This is a genomic window from Flavobacterium potami (assembly GCF_020026915.1).
In the GTDB taxonomy this organism is placed as follows: Bacteria; Bacteroidota; Bacteroidia; order Flavobacteriales; family Flavobacteriaceae; genus Flavobacterium; species Flavobacterium potami.
Genome location: NZ_JAINUY010000002.1, coordinates 794,899 through 811,510, shown reverse-complemented (window position 1 = coordinate 811,510; position 16,612 = coordinate 794,899). Strand labels below are relative to the sequence as shown.

The 16,612-nt window shown below is 33.5% G+C and carries 10 protein-coding genes; 7 read left to right on the top strand and 3 right to left on the bottom strand.

Annotated elements, in window-relative coordinates; translation table 11 throughout:
* Positions 1 to 51: 51 nt before the first annotated feature.
* From K6T82_RS09375 to K6T82_RS09345, 7 genes are all read left to right on the top strand, one after another.
* Positions 52 to 1,158 (top strand): FecR family protein, encoded by a 1,107-nt coding sequence (locus tag K6T82_RS09375; RefSeq protein WP_223705666.1) that lies wholly within the window; start codon positions 52 to 54, stop codon positions 1,156 to 1,158.
* A 6-nt stretch (positions 1,159 to 1,164) separates the two neighbouring features.
* Positions 1,165 to 4,527 (top strand): SusC/RagA family TonB-linked outer membrane protein, encoded by a 3,363-nt coding sequence (locus tag K6T82_RS09370; RefSeq protein ID WP_223705665.1) that lies wholly within the window; start codon positions 1,165 to 1,167, stop codon positions 4,525 to 4,527.
* Between the two features lie 4 nt (positions 4,528 to 4,531).
* Positions 4,532 to 5,989 carry a RagB/SusD family nutrient uptake outer membrane protein gene (locus K6T82_RS09365; protein ID WP_223705664.1) on the top strand — a complete coding sequence of 486 codons (1,458 nt, stop codon included), beginning with the start codon at positions 4,532 to 4,534 and terminating at the stop codon, positions 5,987 to 5,989.
* Positions 5,958 to 7,271: a hypothetical protein gene (locus K6T82_RS09360; protein ID WP_223705663.1), complete on the top strand. Its 1,314-nt coding sequence runs from the start codon at positions 5,958 to 5,960 to the stop codon at positions 7,269 to 7,271. The genes K6T82_RS09365 and K6T82_RS09360 overlap by 32 nt, the downstream gene beginning before the upstream one ends.
* Before the next feature lie 391 nt (positions 7,272 to 7,662).
* Positions 7,663 to 8,805 carry a cytochrome-c peroxidase gene (locus K6T82_RS09355; protein WP_223705662.1) on the top strand — a complete coding sequence of 381 codons (1,143 nt, stop codon included), beginning with the start codon at positions 7,663 to 7,665 and terminating at the stop codon, positions 8,803 to 8,805.
* A 21-nt stretch (positions 8,806 to 8,826) separates the two neighbouring features.
* Positions 8,827 to 9,441, top strand: coding sequence for a hypothetical protein (locus K6T82_RS09350; protein WP_223705661.1), 615 nt, complete (start codon positions 8,827 to 8,829; stop codon positions 9,439 to 9,441).
* A 192-nt stretch (positions 9,442 to 9,633) separates the two neighbouring features.
* Entirely contained in the window at positions 9,634 to 10,284 is a 651-nt protein-coding gene (locus K6T82_RS09345; RefSeq protein ID WP_223705660.1) for a VOC family protein, read from the top strand.
* 78 nt (positions 10,285 to 10,362) lie between these two features.
* Here K6T82_RS09345 and K6T82_RS09340 read toward each other — a convergent pair whose 3' ends face one another.
* The 3 genes from K6T82_RS09340 to K6T82_RS09330 all read right to left on the bottom strand — a co-directional run bounded on the left by K6T82_RS09340 (position 10,363) and on the right by K6T82_RS09330 (position 16,611).
* Positions 10,363 to 12,921, bottom strand: a complete 2,559-nt coding sequence (locus K6T82_RS09340; RefSeq protein WP_223705659.1) for a CotH kinase family protein — start codon at positions 12,919 to 12,921, stop codon at positions 10,363 to 10,365.
* Between the two features lie 108 nt (positions 12,922 to 13,029).
* Positions 13,030 to 15,030, bottom strand: coding sequence for a heavy metal translocating P-type ATPase (locus K6T82_RS09335; protein WP_223705658.1), 2,001 nt, complete (start codon positions 15,028 to 15,030; stop codon positions 13,030 to 13,032).
* Positions 15,031 to 15,342: 312 nt separating this feature from the next.
* The gene (locus K6T82_RS09330) at positions 15,343 to 16,611 is read right to left on the bottom strand and encodes an efflux RND transporter periplasmic adaptor subunit (protein WP_223705657.1); all 1,269 of its coding nucleotides are present in this window, start codon (positions 16,609 to 16,611) and stop codon (positions 15,343 to 15,345) included.
* Position 16,612 lies beyond the last annotated feature (1 nt).

Here is a 16,612-nt window from a genome sequence, read left to right as displayed (position 1 = left end):
ATTTTAATTCTGAAGTGTACTAACAATAGCGAGAAGTTTAAAAACGCATTTATGACATCGGAACTAATTTATAAATACTTATCTAATGAAGCTTCAGAACAAGAAGTACAACAACTTTTTGAATGGATTGACGCTTCAGAAGAAAACAAAAAGCAATTTATAACTTTAAAAAAGACTTGGGCCTTAACAGCACTTACTGGAGATTTTTCACGTGATACTCCAGTGATTACCTTTAAACCAAAAAACAGCATCAGAAAGTATTTTAAATACGCGGCCATTCTGGTTGTATGTATTGGTTTAGCAAGGATTGCTTTTTATTTTAATGAAAGAACAACTACTTCTAAAGAAATTGTTTTGGAATTAGGCGATGGACGTATGGAATATTTTACGGAAAAAAATCTAACGGCTTTGGTCAATGACAAAGGCGAATTGGTTGCCAGAAAATTTCCTGATCAAATTATGTATTTTGGAAAAGTTCTCGACAAAGAAGTTTTATATCATACTCTTACTGTTCCTTACGGAAAGACATTCAAACTTAAACTTTCAGACGGTACCCTTGTAAGTTTAAATTCTGGTACTACTTTACGTTATCCGGAACAGTTTGGCATTAACGGAAAAAGAAATGTTTATTTATCCGGTGAAGCATTTTTTGACGTTGCCAAAGACAAAGAACATCCGTTTATTGTTCATTCTGACGAAGTTGATATTGAAGTTCTTGGAACAAGATTTAATGTAAATGCGTATCCTGAAGACAAAACCGTGAGTAGTGTTTTGATCGAAGGAAGCATTAAAATGTCTGAAAAAGACAATCCTTTAAACGCCGTTTTGCTTAAGCCAACCCAAATGGCTGTCTGGCAGAACGAGTCTAAGAAAATCGTAACAAAAACGGTTGACACTTCTTTTTATGAAGCGTGGACTCATGGCGAAATTGTATTTAACAACACGCCATTTTCTACCATTACAAAAATTATTGAACGCACCTACGATGTTGAGATTATCAACGAAAATGCTGTTTTGGCCAAACAGAATTTTACCGGTTCAATAAAAATTAGTGATTCTAGTGTCGAAAACATTTTAGAACTTCTAAAACACGACACGCCATTTAATTATTCTATTAAACAAAACACAATTACCATTACACCAATTTTCCATAACTAAACAAACATGACATTCACGATACCACCCGTTTTAAGAAAAATTCTGTTTTTCTTAGCCATACTTATATCTGGTTTTAAAGGATTTTCGCAGAATAAATTAATAACGATACATGCCAAAAACAAACCTATCAGCCTAATTATCAAATCTATTGAAGAGCAAAGTGATTTTAGAATTATTTACAATGCAAAAAAAATAGATACGGATCAATTAGCCGATTTAGACGTTAATAATGTCTCTTTAGAAACTGCTTTAAAAAAGTTATTAAAGAACACTAATATTTCCTATTACATTCAGAAAAAACAGGTTTTATTGACCAATGTAGCACCTGTAAATAAATCTGATTCTGGTGTTCAGGAAACAGATAGAATTATTAAAGGAACAGTTTACAGCGCAAAAGACAGACAACCACTTCCAGGCGCAACAATTCGAATTAAAGGAACTGGAATGGGCGCGATAACTGATGCAAACGGAAAATTTGCTTACGAACTAAAAGGTGATAATATCAAAGATCAGGTTCTTGAAGTTGAATTCTTAGGAATGGAATCACAATCGCAGAAAGCAGATTATAAGAAAGAATTTGTATTCTATCTTCAAGAAGTTACAGACGAACTAAATCCTGTTGTCATTACTTCTTCTTACGGAACTACCAAATTAAAAGAAGAAGTTGTAGGAAGTATTTCGACTTTATATGCAAAAGATATCGCTGTAGAACAGGCCTCAGAAAGTATTGATAAAATGATTACAGGTCAGATTGCGGGTGTAATGATTGAAAATACTTCTGGAGTTGGAGGTCCTGTAAAAATTAATATTCGTGGTCAAGGAACTTTGCCTTCTTTAACAGGAGCAAGAACAGGAACTTCTAGTCAGCCCTTAATCATTATTGATGGTGTTATTATGGGAGAAGAATATGGTATTGACAGTGCATACTTTAGCGGAAACGGAGATTTTACAGAAAACTTCGGGAATCCTTTAATGAAAATTGCGCCAGAAACTATTGAAAGTATTTCAGTTCTTAAAGATGCTGCTGCTGTAGGTATTTACGGTGCAGATGGAGCAAATGGTGTTATTTTAATTACAACAAAAAAGGGAAAAAAAGGAAAAACACAATTCGGTTTTTCTAACCAACTTGGGGTTTCTTCTGCTATTAACCAAATTAAATATCTAAACGGTGAGCAATATACAGAATTACGAAATGAATTTTTGAAAAATACTTCTCCACTTACAACTCCGCTAACGTACAATGGTGTAAATACGGATTGGTTTGGACTTTTAAACAAATCAGGAATTTTTAATAAATATAATTTTAATGTTTCTGGATCTACTTCTAAAATTTCATACCGAACCAACATAAGTTATACAAAAATTGATGAACCGCAAATGGGTAACAGCACCAAACAATTAAATGCGGGAATTAATCTGGGATATAATTCTGACAAACTAAGTATCAGTTTAATGTTGAATCCAAGTTACATTGAGAAAGATGCTCCAAATATCTTTTATTCTTTTGCCTACCTTCCTACTCTTTCTCCTTACAATCCTGATGGTTCTTATTCCTTTTTAGGCGTAAGCGGTATGACGAGAGGAAACCCTTTAGCTGCCATAGAACAAAATAAAAATGAGGCAAAAACGTATGGTATTTTAGGAAGTCTTTCGGTTTCTTACAAATTAAATAATTTTCTAAAGTTTTCTACTCTTTTTGGGATGGATTACGTTGATAAAGACCAAGATCGTTATTTCTCTGCTCAAAATGAAAGTGGGCAATTTACAGGAACTTTCGTTTTAGATGGCATTACGTATCCAAGATGGGGACGCAGACTTTTAAATCAAAGAAATGCTACTAAATGGAACTGGCAAGGACAGGCTTTATTTGATAAAAAACTTAATGAGAATCATGCAATTGATGGTGTATTAGGTTTTGAGCTTTCTGAGGATAAAACCGACTTTCATTACCAATCAGGAATTGGTTTTGTTAATCCGAATGTTATAAATCCAGTTTCGAACGCTTTAAAAGACGATAACCCTTTGACTACCAATATTGACGAAAGCACCGGAAACCAATCTATTGGAAATGAAATCAGTTATAACTCAAGAGTTTCATTATTTTCTCAGGTTAATTATAATTATAAAAAACGATATTATTTGTTAGCCAATTTCCGTCGTGATCAAAGTTCTGTTTTTGGTGATGATAATGACGTTGCCAACAATGGAGGTGCCGGAGCAAGCTGGATTATCAGTAATGAAGATTTTTTCAATAATAATTCATGGGTAAACTTCTTAAAATTAAAAACAAGTTACGGTACAACAGGAAATTCACGAATTGGTTCTTACCGATCAAGAGGATTATATAATTACGCCCAAAATAATTATAATGGGGGAACTGGTGCAACTCCTGGTTCTGCTCCGAATGGTAATCTAGGCTGGGAAAAGAATACAAAATTTAATGCGGGTATCGATTTTAATATTTTCAACAGAATTGAATTTACATTAGAATATTATCGCGACAACAAAAGCGATATGATCACGACAAGAGATATTCCTTCTGAATTGGGTTACAATTCTATGCAATTAAATGCAGCAAGCATGTACAATCAAGGTGTAGAATTACAAACAAGAATTAAATGGATAAAAAATAATAATTTTAAATGGACTACCTCTTTTAATATTTCTACCGTAGATAGCAAAGTTACTGCCTTAAAAGGTTTGGGAAGTGATTTTTCAACAGCTGAACTTGCTTTGGCGCAAAAAATCGGATACAGCGGTACTACAGTTTGGGGAATCAACTGGGTTGGTGTAGATCCCGCTACTGGTAGAGATTTGGTTACTAAAAACGGACAAGTTTATGATCTTGCTACCTACAAATCTTTGTTTACAATAGCAGATTGGGAACCAATTGGAGATACGCAGGCAAAAGCTTATGGTGGATTCAATAATAGTTTTACTTTTTACAATAATCTCGTTTTATCCTTTAGAGGTGATTTTCAATTAGGTGGAGATTTCTTCGCATCAGATGCTGTCATCGATAAGTATTCGAATACTTCAAATAGAAATCTATCTGTAAATGCTTATTACCATTGGAGAAATCCAGGAGATGTTGTGCCTTACGCTGCCGTAACAACTGTTCCGGTTACTGCAAACTTAAGTAAGTATATTTATGATGCTACTTATGTAAGATTAAGCAATGTTAACCTTAGTTATAATGTGCCAATCAAAAATATGTTCCTAGATACACTTGCTGTTTTTGCAGATGCTACAAATGTGTTGTACTGGTACAAAGAAAAAAGTCCGAAAGGAATGAACGGAATTCGAGAGTTTAGTTATATCTATCCACAAGCAAGAACAATTTCACTTGGTGTAAATGCAAAATTTTAAGACGATGAAATATTTAAAATATATAACAATAGTAATCCTGACGTTTTCATTGCAAAGTTGCAGTGATTTTCTAGAACAGGAACCAGGAACACAAACCTCAATAGATGAACTTCTGCAAAATAAAGAAGGTGTTTTAATAGCGTTAAAAGGACTTTATCGCGATGTGGAAGCCAATGTTAGAGGAGAAAGATTTGCCGTTTATTCTGATTTACAGGGAGGAAATATAAAATTCACTCCAACTGCTTCAGGAAACAGTACAGGACAAATCACGGCGGGAGTAAATATTAGAGAATTATATTCTTTTGAAGATACTGCCGAAACCAGCAACTTTGCTTCTTTTTATAGCGCTAATTACAGTATAATCAATCAGGCGAATTTAATTTTAGAATATACACCTAAATTAAATGACGCTACTGATGTAGAAAAAAATCAGATAAAAGCCGAAGCATTAACCATTAGAGCTTACGCACACTTTCTATTGTCTCAGGTTTATTGTCAGGATTATGGATACACTGCAGATGCATCACATTTAGGAATTGTATACAGCACAGAATCTATAAAATCAGGACTTAAATATCCAAAAAGAGAAACTTTAGCAACAACGTATTCCTTAATTGTTAAAGACTTAAAATCAGCAATTGAAAATTATTCTGAAACTGCTGCAATGGCTGGTCCTACTTATTCGTACTTTAATAAAAATAACACCAAAGCTCTGTTGGCAAGGGTTTATCTCTACAAAAAAGACTGGGTAAATGCATATGAAACTGCAACTGATGTTATTACAAATTCAGGATTTAAATTGATGAGCTCAGCAGATTATGTTGCACAGTGGGCACAGCCGGATCTTCCTGTTTCTGAAGCTTTACTAGAGTTTTCAATTCCAAGAGATGCTGAAAACACTGTAGGAGGTTCTATGTCTAGCTATTTCGGATATAATGGAGTTACATATGCTAAATATGTGGCAACAAATGATTTAATTAACCTTTACGAAAACAATGACATTCGAAAACAATTATTTCTTCCTGTTAATCTTCAAACTTTAGTTAATGGACTCTTAACTCCTGTTACTTACAACTTTACAAGAAAATTTCAGGACAATGCAGGATATGTTGCTATTAGATTAAGTGAGTTGTATTTAATTCGAGCCGAAGCTGCATTAGAAAACAATCAGGCAAATCTTGCTCTTCAAGATATTAATACGATTCGTGCGCGCTCGAATGCTACCTTATTAACGAGTACTTCAAACCTAAAAGAGGAAGTTCTTTTAGAAAGAAGAAAAGAACTTTGTTTTGAAGGACATTTATTTTTTGATCTTGTTCGAAATCACAAAGGCATTACCAGAAATGACGGATGTATTTCTACAAACTGCAGTATGACTTATCCTTCTTTAAAATTTGTATTGCCAATACCACAATCTAATATTAATCTTAATGAAAACTTACAGCAAAATGAATCGTATTAAGATACTTAGCATATTATCAGTAGCATTGCTTTTGGCTTCTTGCTCAAAAGATGATTACAAATTAGGTTCAGAAATTGATCCTTATTTGAGATTTAATTTTCTAGTAAATAGTAACAATGTTCCGTTAACATATCCAACTACTAACTCGCTTTTAGTTCCTCAATCGACTTATACTAATACTTCGGTTAAAACTTTAAAAATCCCTGTAGCTTTAACTACAAGATCTTTAAAAAGTGCAGTTACCGCCAATTTCAGCGCAGTTTCATCTACAAATGATAATGAAAGTTTTACTGTAAATCCAGTAAATCAATTGGTATTTGAAGGAAGTAAATTAACGGATACTATTGCAGTTTCATTTGATAAAAGATGGGCGGCAAATCAAAGTATTACTTTAAAATTAGAAACGGTTTCTGATCCCGAAATTCAAATTGGAAATTTAAATTCGACTTATCCTAACGATACTTTTAAGATTGATCTGGCTGCAATTACAACCAATTATACTTTTCCAGTAAATCAAATTACTGTAAAAGGTGAAATTGGCGAAACAGTAGATTTTAAAGTAAATTTCCCAAACGGATTTTTTCCTTCTGAAATAGAAAATGCAACTATTTTCAAATTTCAAAATGGTTTTGAATACTCTCTGACGCATGATGATTTTGGTGATAATAGAAGTTCAATCACGTATCATTTAACCCTTTTAGAAGATATACAAAATGACGATGCACGTTATGAATCTAAAATTACCTTGGTAAATACTCCCAATTACAATGCAACTGGAAGCATTGGTTTAACAATTGTAAAACCAATAAAATCGCCAAGAGATATTCAATCTTATCCTGCATCTAAATTTACAGATCCTACAAATGCTTTTTACTTGACATATGGTGAACACTGGTTTAACAACAATGGAACGTGTTCATGGCAGACTTTTAATGCGTTGACATTTCCTGTTGTGGTTACAAAAGACAATGAAAATGCGATTCTTTACAGTGACAAAGGAACAGCAAATCCAAATGATGACGTTTATTATGATGCATTCAAAATCGGGTTTAATGTCGCAACCGGATCCAATACCGTGAATTCTTTCGGTCTAAAAAGATGGTTTTCTAACGAAAGTAATTCAGCTGCAATTTCTCCTGGATTTAATATTACCTCAGCTTTAGAATTTTTCCCTGCAAATGGAAACAGTAAAACACAAGGAACTGTTTTGGTGATTCCACAGGATCTTACAATTGGTTCTAGCGCATCAAATACGCATGTAATTGCGATTTCTGGTGAATGAACTTACAAGGAAATCAGCAATGGTTTATATGAGATTTCATTTGAACTAAAATTAACAAACGACAAACTGTTTGGAGGAACGGTTTCGACGCAATACAGAATGTACAACAACAGAGTTTACACCAAGCCAACGCCTTTAAGCATTGACTGCCCTAAAGAAGTAACTCTTTAATTCAGTATTCAGTATTCAGTCACAGTCGCAGTCGCAGTCGCAGTTGATAATCTTGCGCATTAGCTTTGTCAAAGTTTAAAACTTTGACAAAGCTTTTGGCGTCAAAAAACATAAAGGTTTCAAGTTTCAAGTTTCACGTTCTATCGAGCAACTTGAAACGTGAAACCTGAAACAAAAAGAACAAAAACAAAAAGAACAAAAAGAACAAAAACAAGCAAAATTGAAAAAACTAATCTTCCCTCTCCTTTTCCTGCTTTGCCTTACGGCTTACAAAAGCGTGGAAAATCCTGATTACATCGATATTCAGGAATTACGAAAACTGTATTCCAGCGGAGATTCTTCGAAATGGCCTGCCGCAGAATTGCATCAAAATGTCGATAAATCTAAATTTCAGGATATTGGTGTACTTCCCGCTGTTCCTTATCCTGCTTATAATCCGTATTCTAAGGAAAAAGAAAGTTTGGGGAAGATTTTGTTTTTTGATCCGAGATTGTCTCGTAGTGGACAAATTGCCTGTGCTTCCTGCCATAATCCAGAATTGGGCTGGACAGATAATTTAACGCGTTCTTTTGGTCACGATCGTCAGACTGGAAAACGTAATTCGATGACGATCTTAAATTCGGCATACGCTACTTCTCTATTTTGGGACGGACGTGCTTCAAGTCTGGAAGATCAGGCGCAATTTCCTGTTGCTGATCCTTTAGAAATGAACGAAAAATTGACGATTGCCGTTGACAAAATTGCTAAAATTAAAGGATATAATTCGCTGTTTAGCGCGGCTTTTGGAGACAAAAAAGTGACTTTAGAACGTATTCAATATGCCATTGCCACTTTCGAAAGATCTATTAATAGTCCGAAAAGCAAATTTGATCAGTTTGTAAGCGGAAAATCAGACATTTATACCGATCAGCAAGTAAAAGGAATGCATTTGTTTAGAACGAAAGCACAATGCATCAATTGTCATAATACGCCTTATTTTAGTGATAATGAGTTTCATAATGACGGCCAGACTTTATTCGGAACCAAAAATGAAGATTTCGGGCGTTATAATGTGACAAAAGATGTGAAAGATATTGGAAAATTCAGAACGCCAACGCTTCGTGAAGTTGCGAACACAAAACCATGGATGCATCATGGGCATTTTCCAAGTTTGTTGGATGTTGTGGAATTGTATAATTTAGGAAATCCCTCTCCTATTCAAAAGAAATATTTAGGAACTCCAAGAGATTCTCTGATTCCAAAAGTAGATCCGATGCTGAGAAAACTAGATTTAAGCAAAGAAGAAATCAGCGATTTATTAGCTTTTATTGAAACGTTAAGCACGCCAACAAGAAGAATTATTACACCAGAAATGCCAAAATAAGTAACTCTAAAATCAACTCTTATGAAATCATTATGCCTTTTAATTGTTTGCTTTTTATTATCTACTTCAATGTTTTCACAACAAGACATGCAAAAACTGATGCGCGAAAAAGATCTCAAAATTGATTCCTTGATAAAGATTGATTTTTTAGCTTATAAATATAAATATCTGGACGAAAATTTTAAAATAAAAATTCCGAAGGAAGTTTATGAAAAAGCATTTGTTGATTACAAATTCATTCCAGAAAGAATTAAAACTTACAAAGATTCATTAGGAGTAGTTTTAATGGCCGAATTTAAAGATTGGGATGCTGAAAGAATTGCTTCCTTTAGAATTAATTATTCTTGGAAAAGGTTAAGTTATTATTTATGGATGAAGGAGAATGAAGTTCTAGAATTGGCAAAAAAGTTAAATGTAAAAATGCCTTATAGACTTAAAGAATTATTTGAAAAGAATGATCCAAAAGTGCAATCTGAACTACAAAATTTGAGAGATAAAATTTACTTGAAAACTGCGGCCCAAGATATTTTCAAATTGTCTACAAAAGATCTTCTTAATTATGCTTTCAAACACAATTCTGAATTAATCGAACTCCGAAAAAAAGAGCACAATCATGCTCCTCAAAAGCGCAATTAATTTTAAATACAAAATAAATAGTAAAGCCTGTTTCATTATGAAATAGGCTTTTTTTATGACATAAAAGTTGTCGATATAATAATTCACTATACTTTCATCGAAGTATAAAATAGCATTGAAGTCCAAACATTAATGACGTTTCTTAAATTTGATCTAAGACAAAAAAGGAAGTTTTCTTAAAAATATACCATTATGAAATTAGATCAAATTCAAATCAAAACAAACGATATTCAAAAAACGAAAGCATTTTATCAGAACCTTTTTGGACTTGTTATTCTGGAAAATGATTCGAAATCGATAACATTTCAAGCGGGAACTTCAATTTTAAAATTTGTTGAAGATCCTGAGTTTAATTCTATCTATCATTTTGCTTTTAATATTCCCGAAAATCAGCTTGAAGAAGCCATTCAGTGGTGCAAAGACAAAGTTGATTTGATTGTTTTAGAAGATAAAACCGTAGTGACAAATTTCGAAAATTGGAATGCGCATTCTATTTATTTCTTCGATCACAACGGGAATTTACTGGAGTTCATTGCCAGACACGATCTTAATAACGAACAAGTTGGAGAATTCAACTCTGCTTCTATTTTAAATATAAGCGAAATCGGAATTGTTACCGAAAATCCTTTAGAATTAGGAAATCAATTAATTGAAGAACATGGATTGCATTTCTTTTCTCAAAATACAAATACTGATAAATTTGCAGCAATTGGAGATCATGAAGGTTTATTGATTCTCGTACAACCAACTCGAAATTGGTATCCTACTCAAATTCCTTCCGAAAGTAATCCGATAGAAATTGTATTAGAAAATGATGACGCTTTAATTGAAATAAAGTTTTAGAAAACATAAAAAAGCCTATTCGCTGTAAGAATAGGCTTTTTTGAAGATTAAAAACTTAATTTCAACTCTAATTTATTTTTATTTAATTACTTTTTTGACCACTACTCCTTTATCCGTATAAATTTTCAATATATAAACTCCTTTATTTAAAAATGAAACATCCAAAGGTAAGGTCTCAGCTTTCATTCTCTTAACTAAACTTCCATTAATCGAATAAAATTCTACTTCATTGATGGTGCAATTTATTGTATTTATGCTCAATTCATTTTCAGTTATAGGAACTGGATAAATCATAACATCAAATTTTGTATCTAACAATGCTATTTCATCTAGAGCTGCTTTATTTATCGATTCGATATTATCTTGTACCGTATTTTCTTTTATGATTTTTTTTGCACTCGATAAGATACGATCATCATTATCATAAATTGCTGTAATAACTACATTCAAAGCTTTCGCAGGAATTATTCCTGAATAATTAGCATTATATTCTTTTGTACTAACGCCATCCACTTCAATATTCCAATAACTGAATTGATGACCAGGTTTCGATTTTGTTTCTAATTTATAAGAAAGATTCTGCAAATATTTACCATCAAAATCCCTTAAAAGCTTGACAGTATTTAGAAGTACATCCCCTTTGTTAAATTCGTTGTTTACAGCAAAAGCCATTTCATTCCCACTTAATCCAAAAGAAGATTTTACATGTTTAATAGCGTACGATTGTCTCTTACCCCAATATTCTCTCATAGATTGGATATATTTTTTCCAGTTTGCCAAAGTTGGCACTGAAGAATGAACATCATGAGTATATGAAATTTCATTTTCGATGTTACGGGCAAGACTGTCAATAATAGGTGTTGTTCTAACAGGATCAAATGTTTGATACGCATGTGTTAAGTATTGCCCAGCAAACTTTTCTTTAAACTTAGCATTTTTGCAAAGACTGTAGAAAACGTACCCCATAGAACTTGTAGAACTCTTTTGGGTTCTGTCAATATTATTATCTGAAGAAGAGTATGTTATTAAAGCCAAATCAGCATCATGCAGAATATAACGCCATTTTGTTTTATTTTTATAAGGTCTCCAAGCTTTTATATTATTATCTGGTTGATCACGGTTATTGATATAAGTTTGAACTAAAAAATAATTTAATACCTCTTGTTCGTCAATATATTTATCAGAATATTTTAAATAATTTGCATCCTCTTTAAGACTGTTAGCTTTTAAATAAGCAATCATCTCATTCCACTGATTCATATTTCCTTGAGAAGCACGAATAGAAGGATAGTCGTTATGCTTTCCTAATAAATCATATTCATCCTTCTCCAAACCGTAATTAGATTCTAAATAATCTTTTTGAGTTCTTTCGCGAATGTTCATTAAACCATTGTAATTTCCATTTATATATACTACAGCAGGCTGGTAAGCTCTTCTGTCAATATCCATTTGGTCTTTAATTAAAACATGAACTAAGGCATCCTGCATCATGGTTTTACTTCCATCCTGCCCTGATGTTCTTAAAGTTATCGACTTTCTCTGCTGACCTTTCTTTTCATTAAAAAAATCATACTTCAATCGGTTATTACCTTGAAATCTTTTGTCTGCGATAATATTAAACTGTTTATGTTCTTTAGCACGCTGACTTGCTGCAAAAATCTCAACATTCATTTGATAATTAAAATCAGACTGTTCGGTTTGTGATGGGAAGAATTCAACATTTGACGGTCGTTTCATTATCTTGTTATTATAATTTCGCCAGATGCCTAATGTTCCATCTTTTCGGTACTTTTCATTAATAGCAACAGAAAAAACAGGTAAATTTATACCTCGCTTGTTTTGAAGATAAGATTGTGTTGTTACAGTGCTTGGTAAATAATCTTTTGCATATACTTTTGTTCTGATTACGGCATTACTAACACTTATTGGTCCGTTATAAACCAATGCTTTACCTGTAAGCATTTTTGAAGCATCGGTAATTTGAGTTGTTGGATCAAATGGTTCATCTCCATTTAAAGTATAATAAATTACTGCTCCTGGAGTTTTGCTAGATAATGTAATTTGTTTTGTTCCATTTACAAAACCACCTGATTCACTGAAAACTGCTTGCTCAGCTTGTTTTGATGCAGGTACTCCTTTAGTATTTGTCGTTTTGGGAGTTGGATAAGTCATCAAACTCCAATCATTTCCCCCGTCAACTGTTCTTGCATATGATACATTGCCATTATTTAAGGCTGGATAAGTAATTTTATCGACCAGATTTTTGTTGACATCAAACATATAGATTGTGCCTCCCTTAGGTTCTAGCCTAAAATTAGCGTTGAAAGTATTATCTGCTTCATCAAAATAAACCAGAAAAAAACCCAATTTGGAAATTGTTGCTCTAGATGTTTTAATTTGCCATTTTGTAGGCTGATTTATATCATCTGAAAAATAATAATTACGGAAATTAATTGTTGAATTGGATGGATTATACAATTCGATCCAATCAGAAAAATTATATACGGTTGGATCGTAATTCATTGTATTGCTAACCATAACCTCATTGATTTTAATCTGGGCTATTCCTGCAAGAGAATGGGTAAAAAATAAGAGTAATAATAAAGTTTTAAAAAACTGGCGTAAAGTTGTAGTCATAGTAATCACATTTCATAAAATAAAATGCAAATTTGTACCAGCTTTTCCTTTTTAATTACTCCTAAAAGTTTTTAAATTTATAATAAAAGACATTTTATAGAAATTGGATTAAAACTTCATCTTTTGAATCCTCACAGCATTTAAAATCGCTAATAGCGCCACGCCAACATCAGCAAAAACAGCTTCCCACATCGTGGCAAGTCCGCCAGCACCAAGAATTAATACAAAAGCTTTTACAACAAATGCTAATGTAATATTTTGCCAGACAATCTTTTTAGTTTGTTTCCCGATATTGATTGCCATTGCGATTTTGCTCGGTTTATCATCTTGAATAACAACATCTGCCGTTTCGATTGCTGCATCGCTTCCTAAACCGCCCATAGCAATTCCTACCGTGCTTAAAGCGATTACAGGCGCATCGTTTACTCCATCGCCAACAAAAGCAATTGTTTCGTTTTTGGCTTTAATTTCGTTGACTTTATTGACTTTGTCTTCCGGAAGTAAATCACCAAACGCTTTTGTTATTCCGAGTTTATCTGCTACAAACTGAACGACATTGCTTTTATCACCGCTTAACATGGTTAGTTTTACTCCTAACTTATTCAATTTAGAAACCGTTTCTTTCGCGTCTTCTTTAATCTCATCAGCAATGGTTAAATAACCCGCAAATTTACCCTCGTAAGCAATTGCAATCGTGGTATAAACTATAGTTGACGGATCAGTATCATATGCAATACTAAATTTATCTAGAAGCTTAAAATTCCCTACATACAATTCTTTTCCGTTGTACGAAGCTTTTAATCCGTGTCCGGAAATTTCTTCAATATCTTTTAAGTCAATAGCAGCATCGATTGTTCCAACATAATTATGAATGGCTGTTGCCACAGGATGTGTACTTCTGCTTTCTAAAACATTGACTAATTTCAGAATTTCTTCTTTATTGAATTCAGGTTTTACAACAACTTCTTGAACCTTAAAAACACCTTCCGTCATTGTTCCGGTTTTGTCGACCACAACATTTTGAATTGTCGAAATACTATCCAGAAAATTACTCCCTTTAAAAAGAATTCCGTTTTTACTTGCAGCGCCAATTCCTCCAAAATACCCAAGCGGAATACTGATAACCAATGCGCAAGGACAAGAAATAACTAAAAAAACTAATGCTCTATATAACCAATCTGTAAAAACATAATTATCCACAAAAAGAATCGGTACTAAACAGATCGCAATGGCTAAATAAACCACAATTGGCGTATAGATTTTAGCAAACTTTCTGATGAACAATTCTGCAGGCGCCTTTTTGGTTGTGGCATTTTGCACCAATTCCAAAATTTTAGACAACTTACTATCATTATAGGCAGTTGTCACTTTGACCTCAGCAATTGTATTTCCGTTAATCATTCCCGCTAGCACGGTTTCACCTTTCTTTTTGGTATCAGGTTTACTTTCACCAGTTAAAGCTGCGGTGTTAAACGAAGCAGAATCTGATAACAATTCTCCATCCAAACCTAATTTTTCTCCTGCTTTAAGCTGAATAATTGCTCCAATCGCAACATCTTTGGCTTTAACTTTTACTGCAACATTATTTTCTAAAATGTTAACCTCATCAGGGCGTTGATCCAACAGGCTTTTAATACTCGATTTTGCTCTGTTTACAGCCATTCCCTGAAAGGTTTCTCCAATAGTATAAAACAGCATTACAGCAACTCCTTCAGGATATTCGCCGATTGCAAAAGCTCCTATTGTGGCAATACACATTAGAAAAAACTCAGAGAAAACGTCTCCTTTTACTATACTTTCGTAAGCTTCTCGTAAAACGGGAAGCCCAACTGGAAGATACGCAATTGCATACCAAACAATTCTAACATATTCTGTAAACCAACTTTGCGGAAAATAGTTGTCAAAACCAATTCCGATAATCAGTAAAACAAAAGATACTATGGATGGTAGAAATAATTTGAAAAGGCTTCCCTCTACATTGTGTTCATGATCGTGTCCTTCATGATTATGTCCGTCATCATCAGAATGCGCAGGTTCATCATGCGAACAGCAACAGGAAGGTTTGGTTTTATTTTTTGTGTTTTTTATTTCTTTATCTTGATGTATCATTTTTGAGTTTCAAGTTTAAAGTTTCAGGTTTCAGGTTCTAGAAACTTTGTTAAAAATTATGTTCTAAATTTAAGCAATTTGTATCGTTTTTTTGCCACAAAGATGCGAAGACTCTAAGTTTTTTTTTGTTTGATTATCATTAACCAAACTATTTGTCATTTCGACGAAGGAGAAATCACACTCGGGAATCGACAAAAATTGGCAATACACTTTATAGAAATTCTAGTGTGATTTCTCCTTCGTCGAAATGACATAAAATGAGAAAAAAAACTTAGCCTCTCAGTATCTTAGAACCTTAGCATCTCAAAAAAACTAATGCGTATGTTCTCCTCCGCCCTTCATTGCTGAAAGCAAGTAAAAGGCGCCTTTTGTTACAATTTTAGCATTGGTTGGAATTTCATTCACAAACTTCACTTCTGTAAAACCTAAATCTGTTGTTCCCGGAATTACTTCTATTGCTTTAAAATGGACTTCTTGTTCGTGAATTTCTTCTTTATCTCCCTCTTTATGATCGTGTTTTTCTTCGGCTTTATCATCTTCTTGTACAAACACAAAATACTTATCTGCATTTCTTACAACAGCATCTTTTGGTAAGGCAGGAACTGTTGCATTTGTAATATTAATATTGGCCGAAACATACATCCCTGGAATTAATCCTTTTGCATCTGCGGGATCAATTTTGGCATGAACCGCAACGGTTTTACTTTCATTAGAAAATGATTTATTGATTCCGAAAATCTTTCCTTTAATCGATTTATTGGACTGGTTTGTCAATACAAAATCGATAATCTGACCAATAGAAATTGATTCCAAATCTTTCTCGTAAACATTCAAGTCCAAATGCATCTGACTGTTATCGACCACCTCAAAAAGTGAAACTCCAGTATTGGCAAAAGCTCCTTTGGCAATATTGATTTTTCCAACAAAACCATTGATAGGCGAAACAATTGGCACAACTGAAGTCGTTCCTTTTGTATTAACATGCAAAGCATCAAGTTTGTTTTTTGCGGCCTGAGCGCGGGCTCTTTCGGTTGCTAATTTGGCTTTTACTTCCTGAAAAGTTTTTCTCGGATTCACATTTTCATCACTCAATGTTTTCTGACGATTGTATTCTAACTGCAAATATTCGACATTGGCTACAGCCGACTGGTAATCTTCCTGCATTCCGATAACTTCCAGATTTTGAATCGTTGCCAGAATTTTTCCTTTATTGACAAAGGTTCCTTCCAAAACATAAATATCTTTTACGGTTCCACCAATTAAAGTCGAAACCTCAGCAGAATTTTGTGGAGGAACTGTGGTATAACCATTTGCTTTGATGATTTTATTCAGGTTTCTATCTTCAACAATTCCTGTTTCAATTCCAACCGTTTTGTATTGCGAAGCGGTTAAGGAAACTTCTGTAGTTTCTTTTTCTTCTTCCTGTGGTTCTTCGGTCTTCTTTTCATTACAGCTTGTTATGGAAATAACCGAAAGGCACGCAAAGACAAAGCGCAAGGCACGCAAGGAAATTAAACTTTGCGTTCTTTGCGAAAACTTTGCGTTCTTTGCGATTAAACTATTATCAAATATATTTTTCATT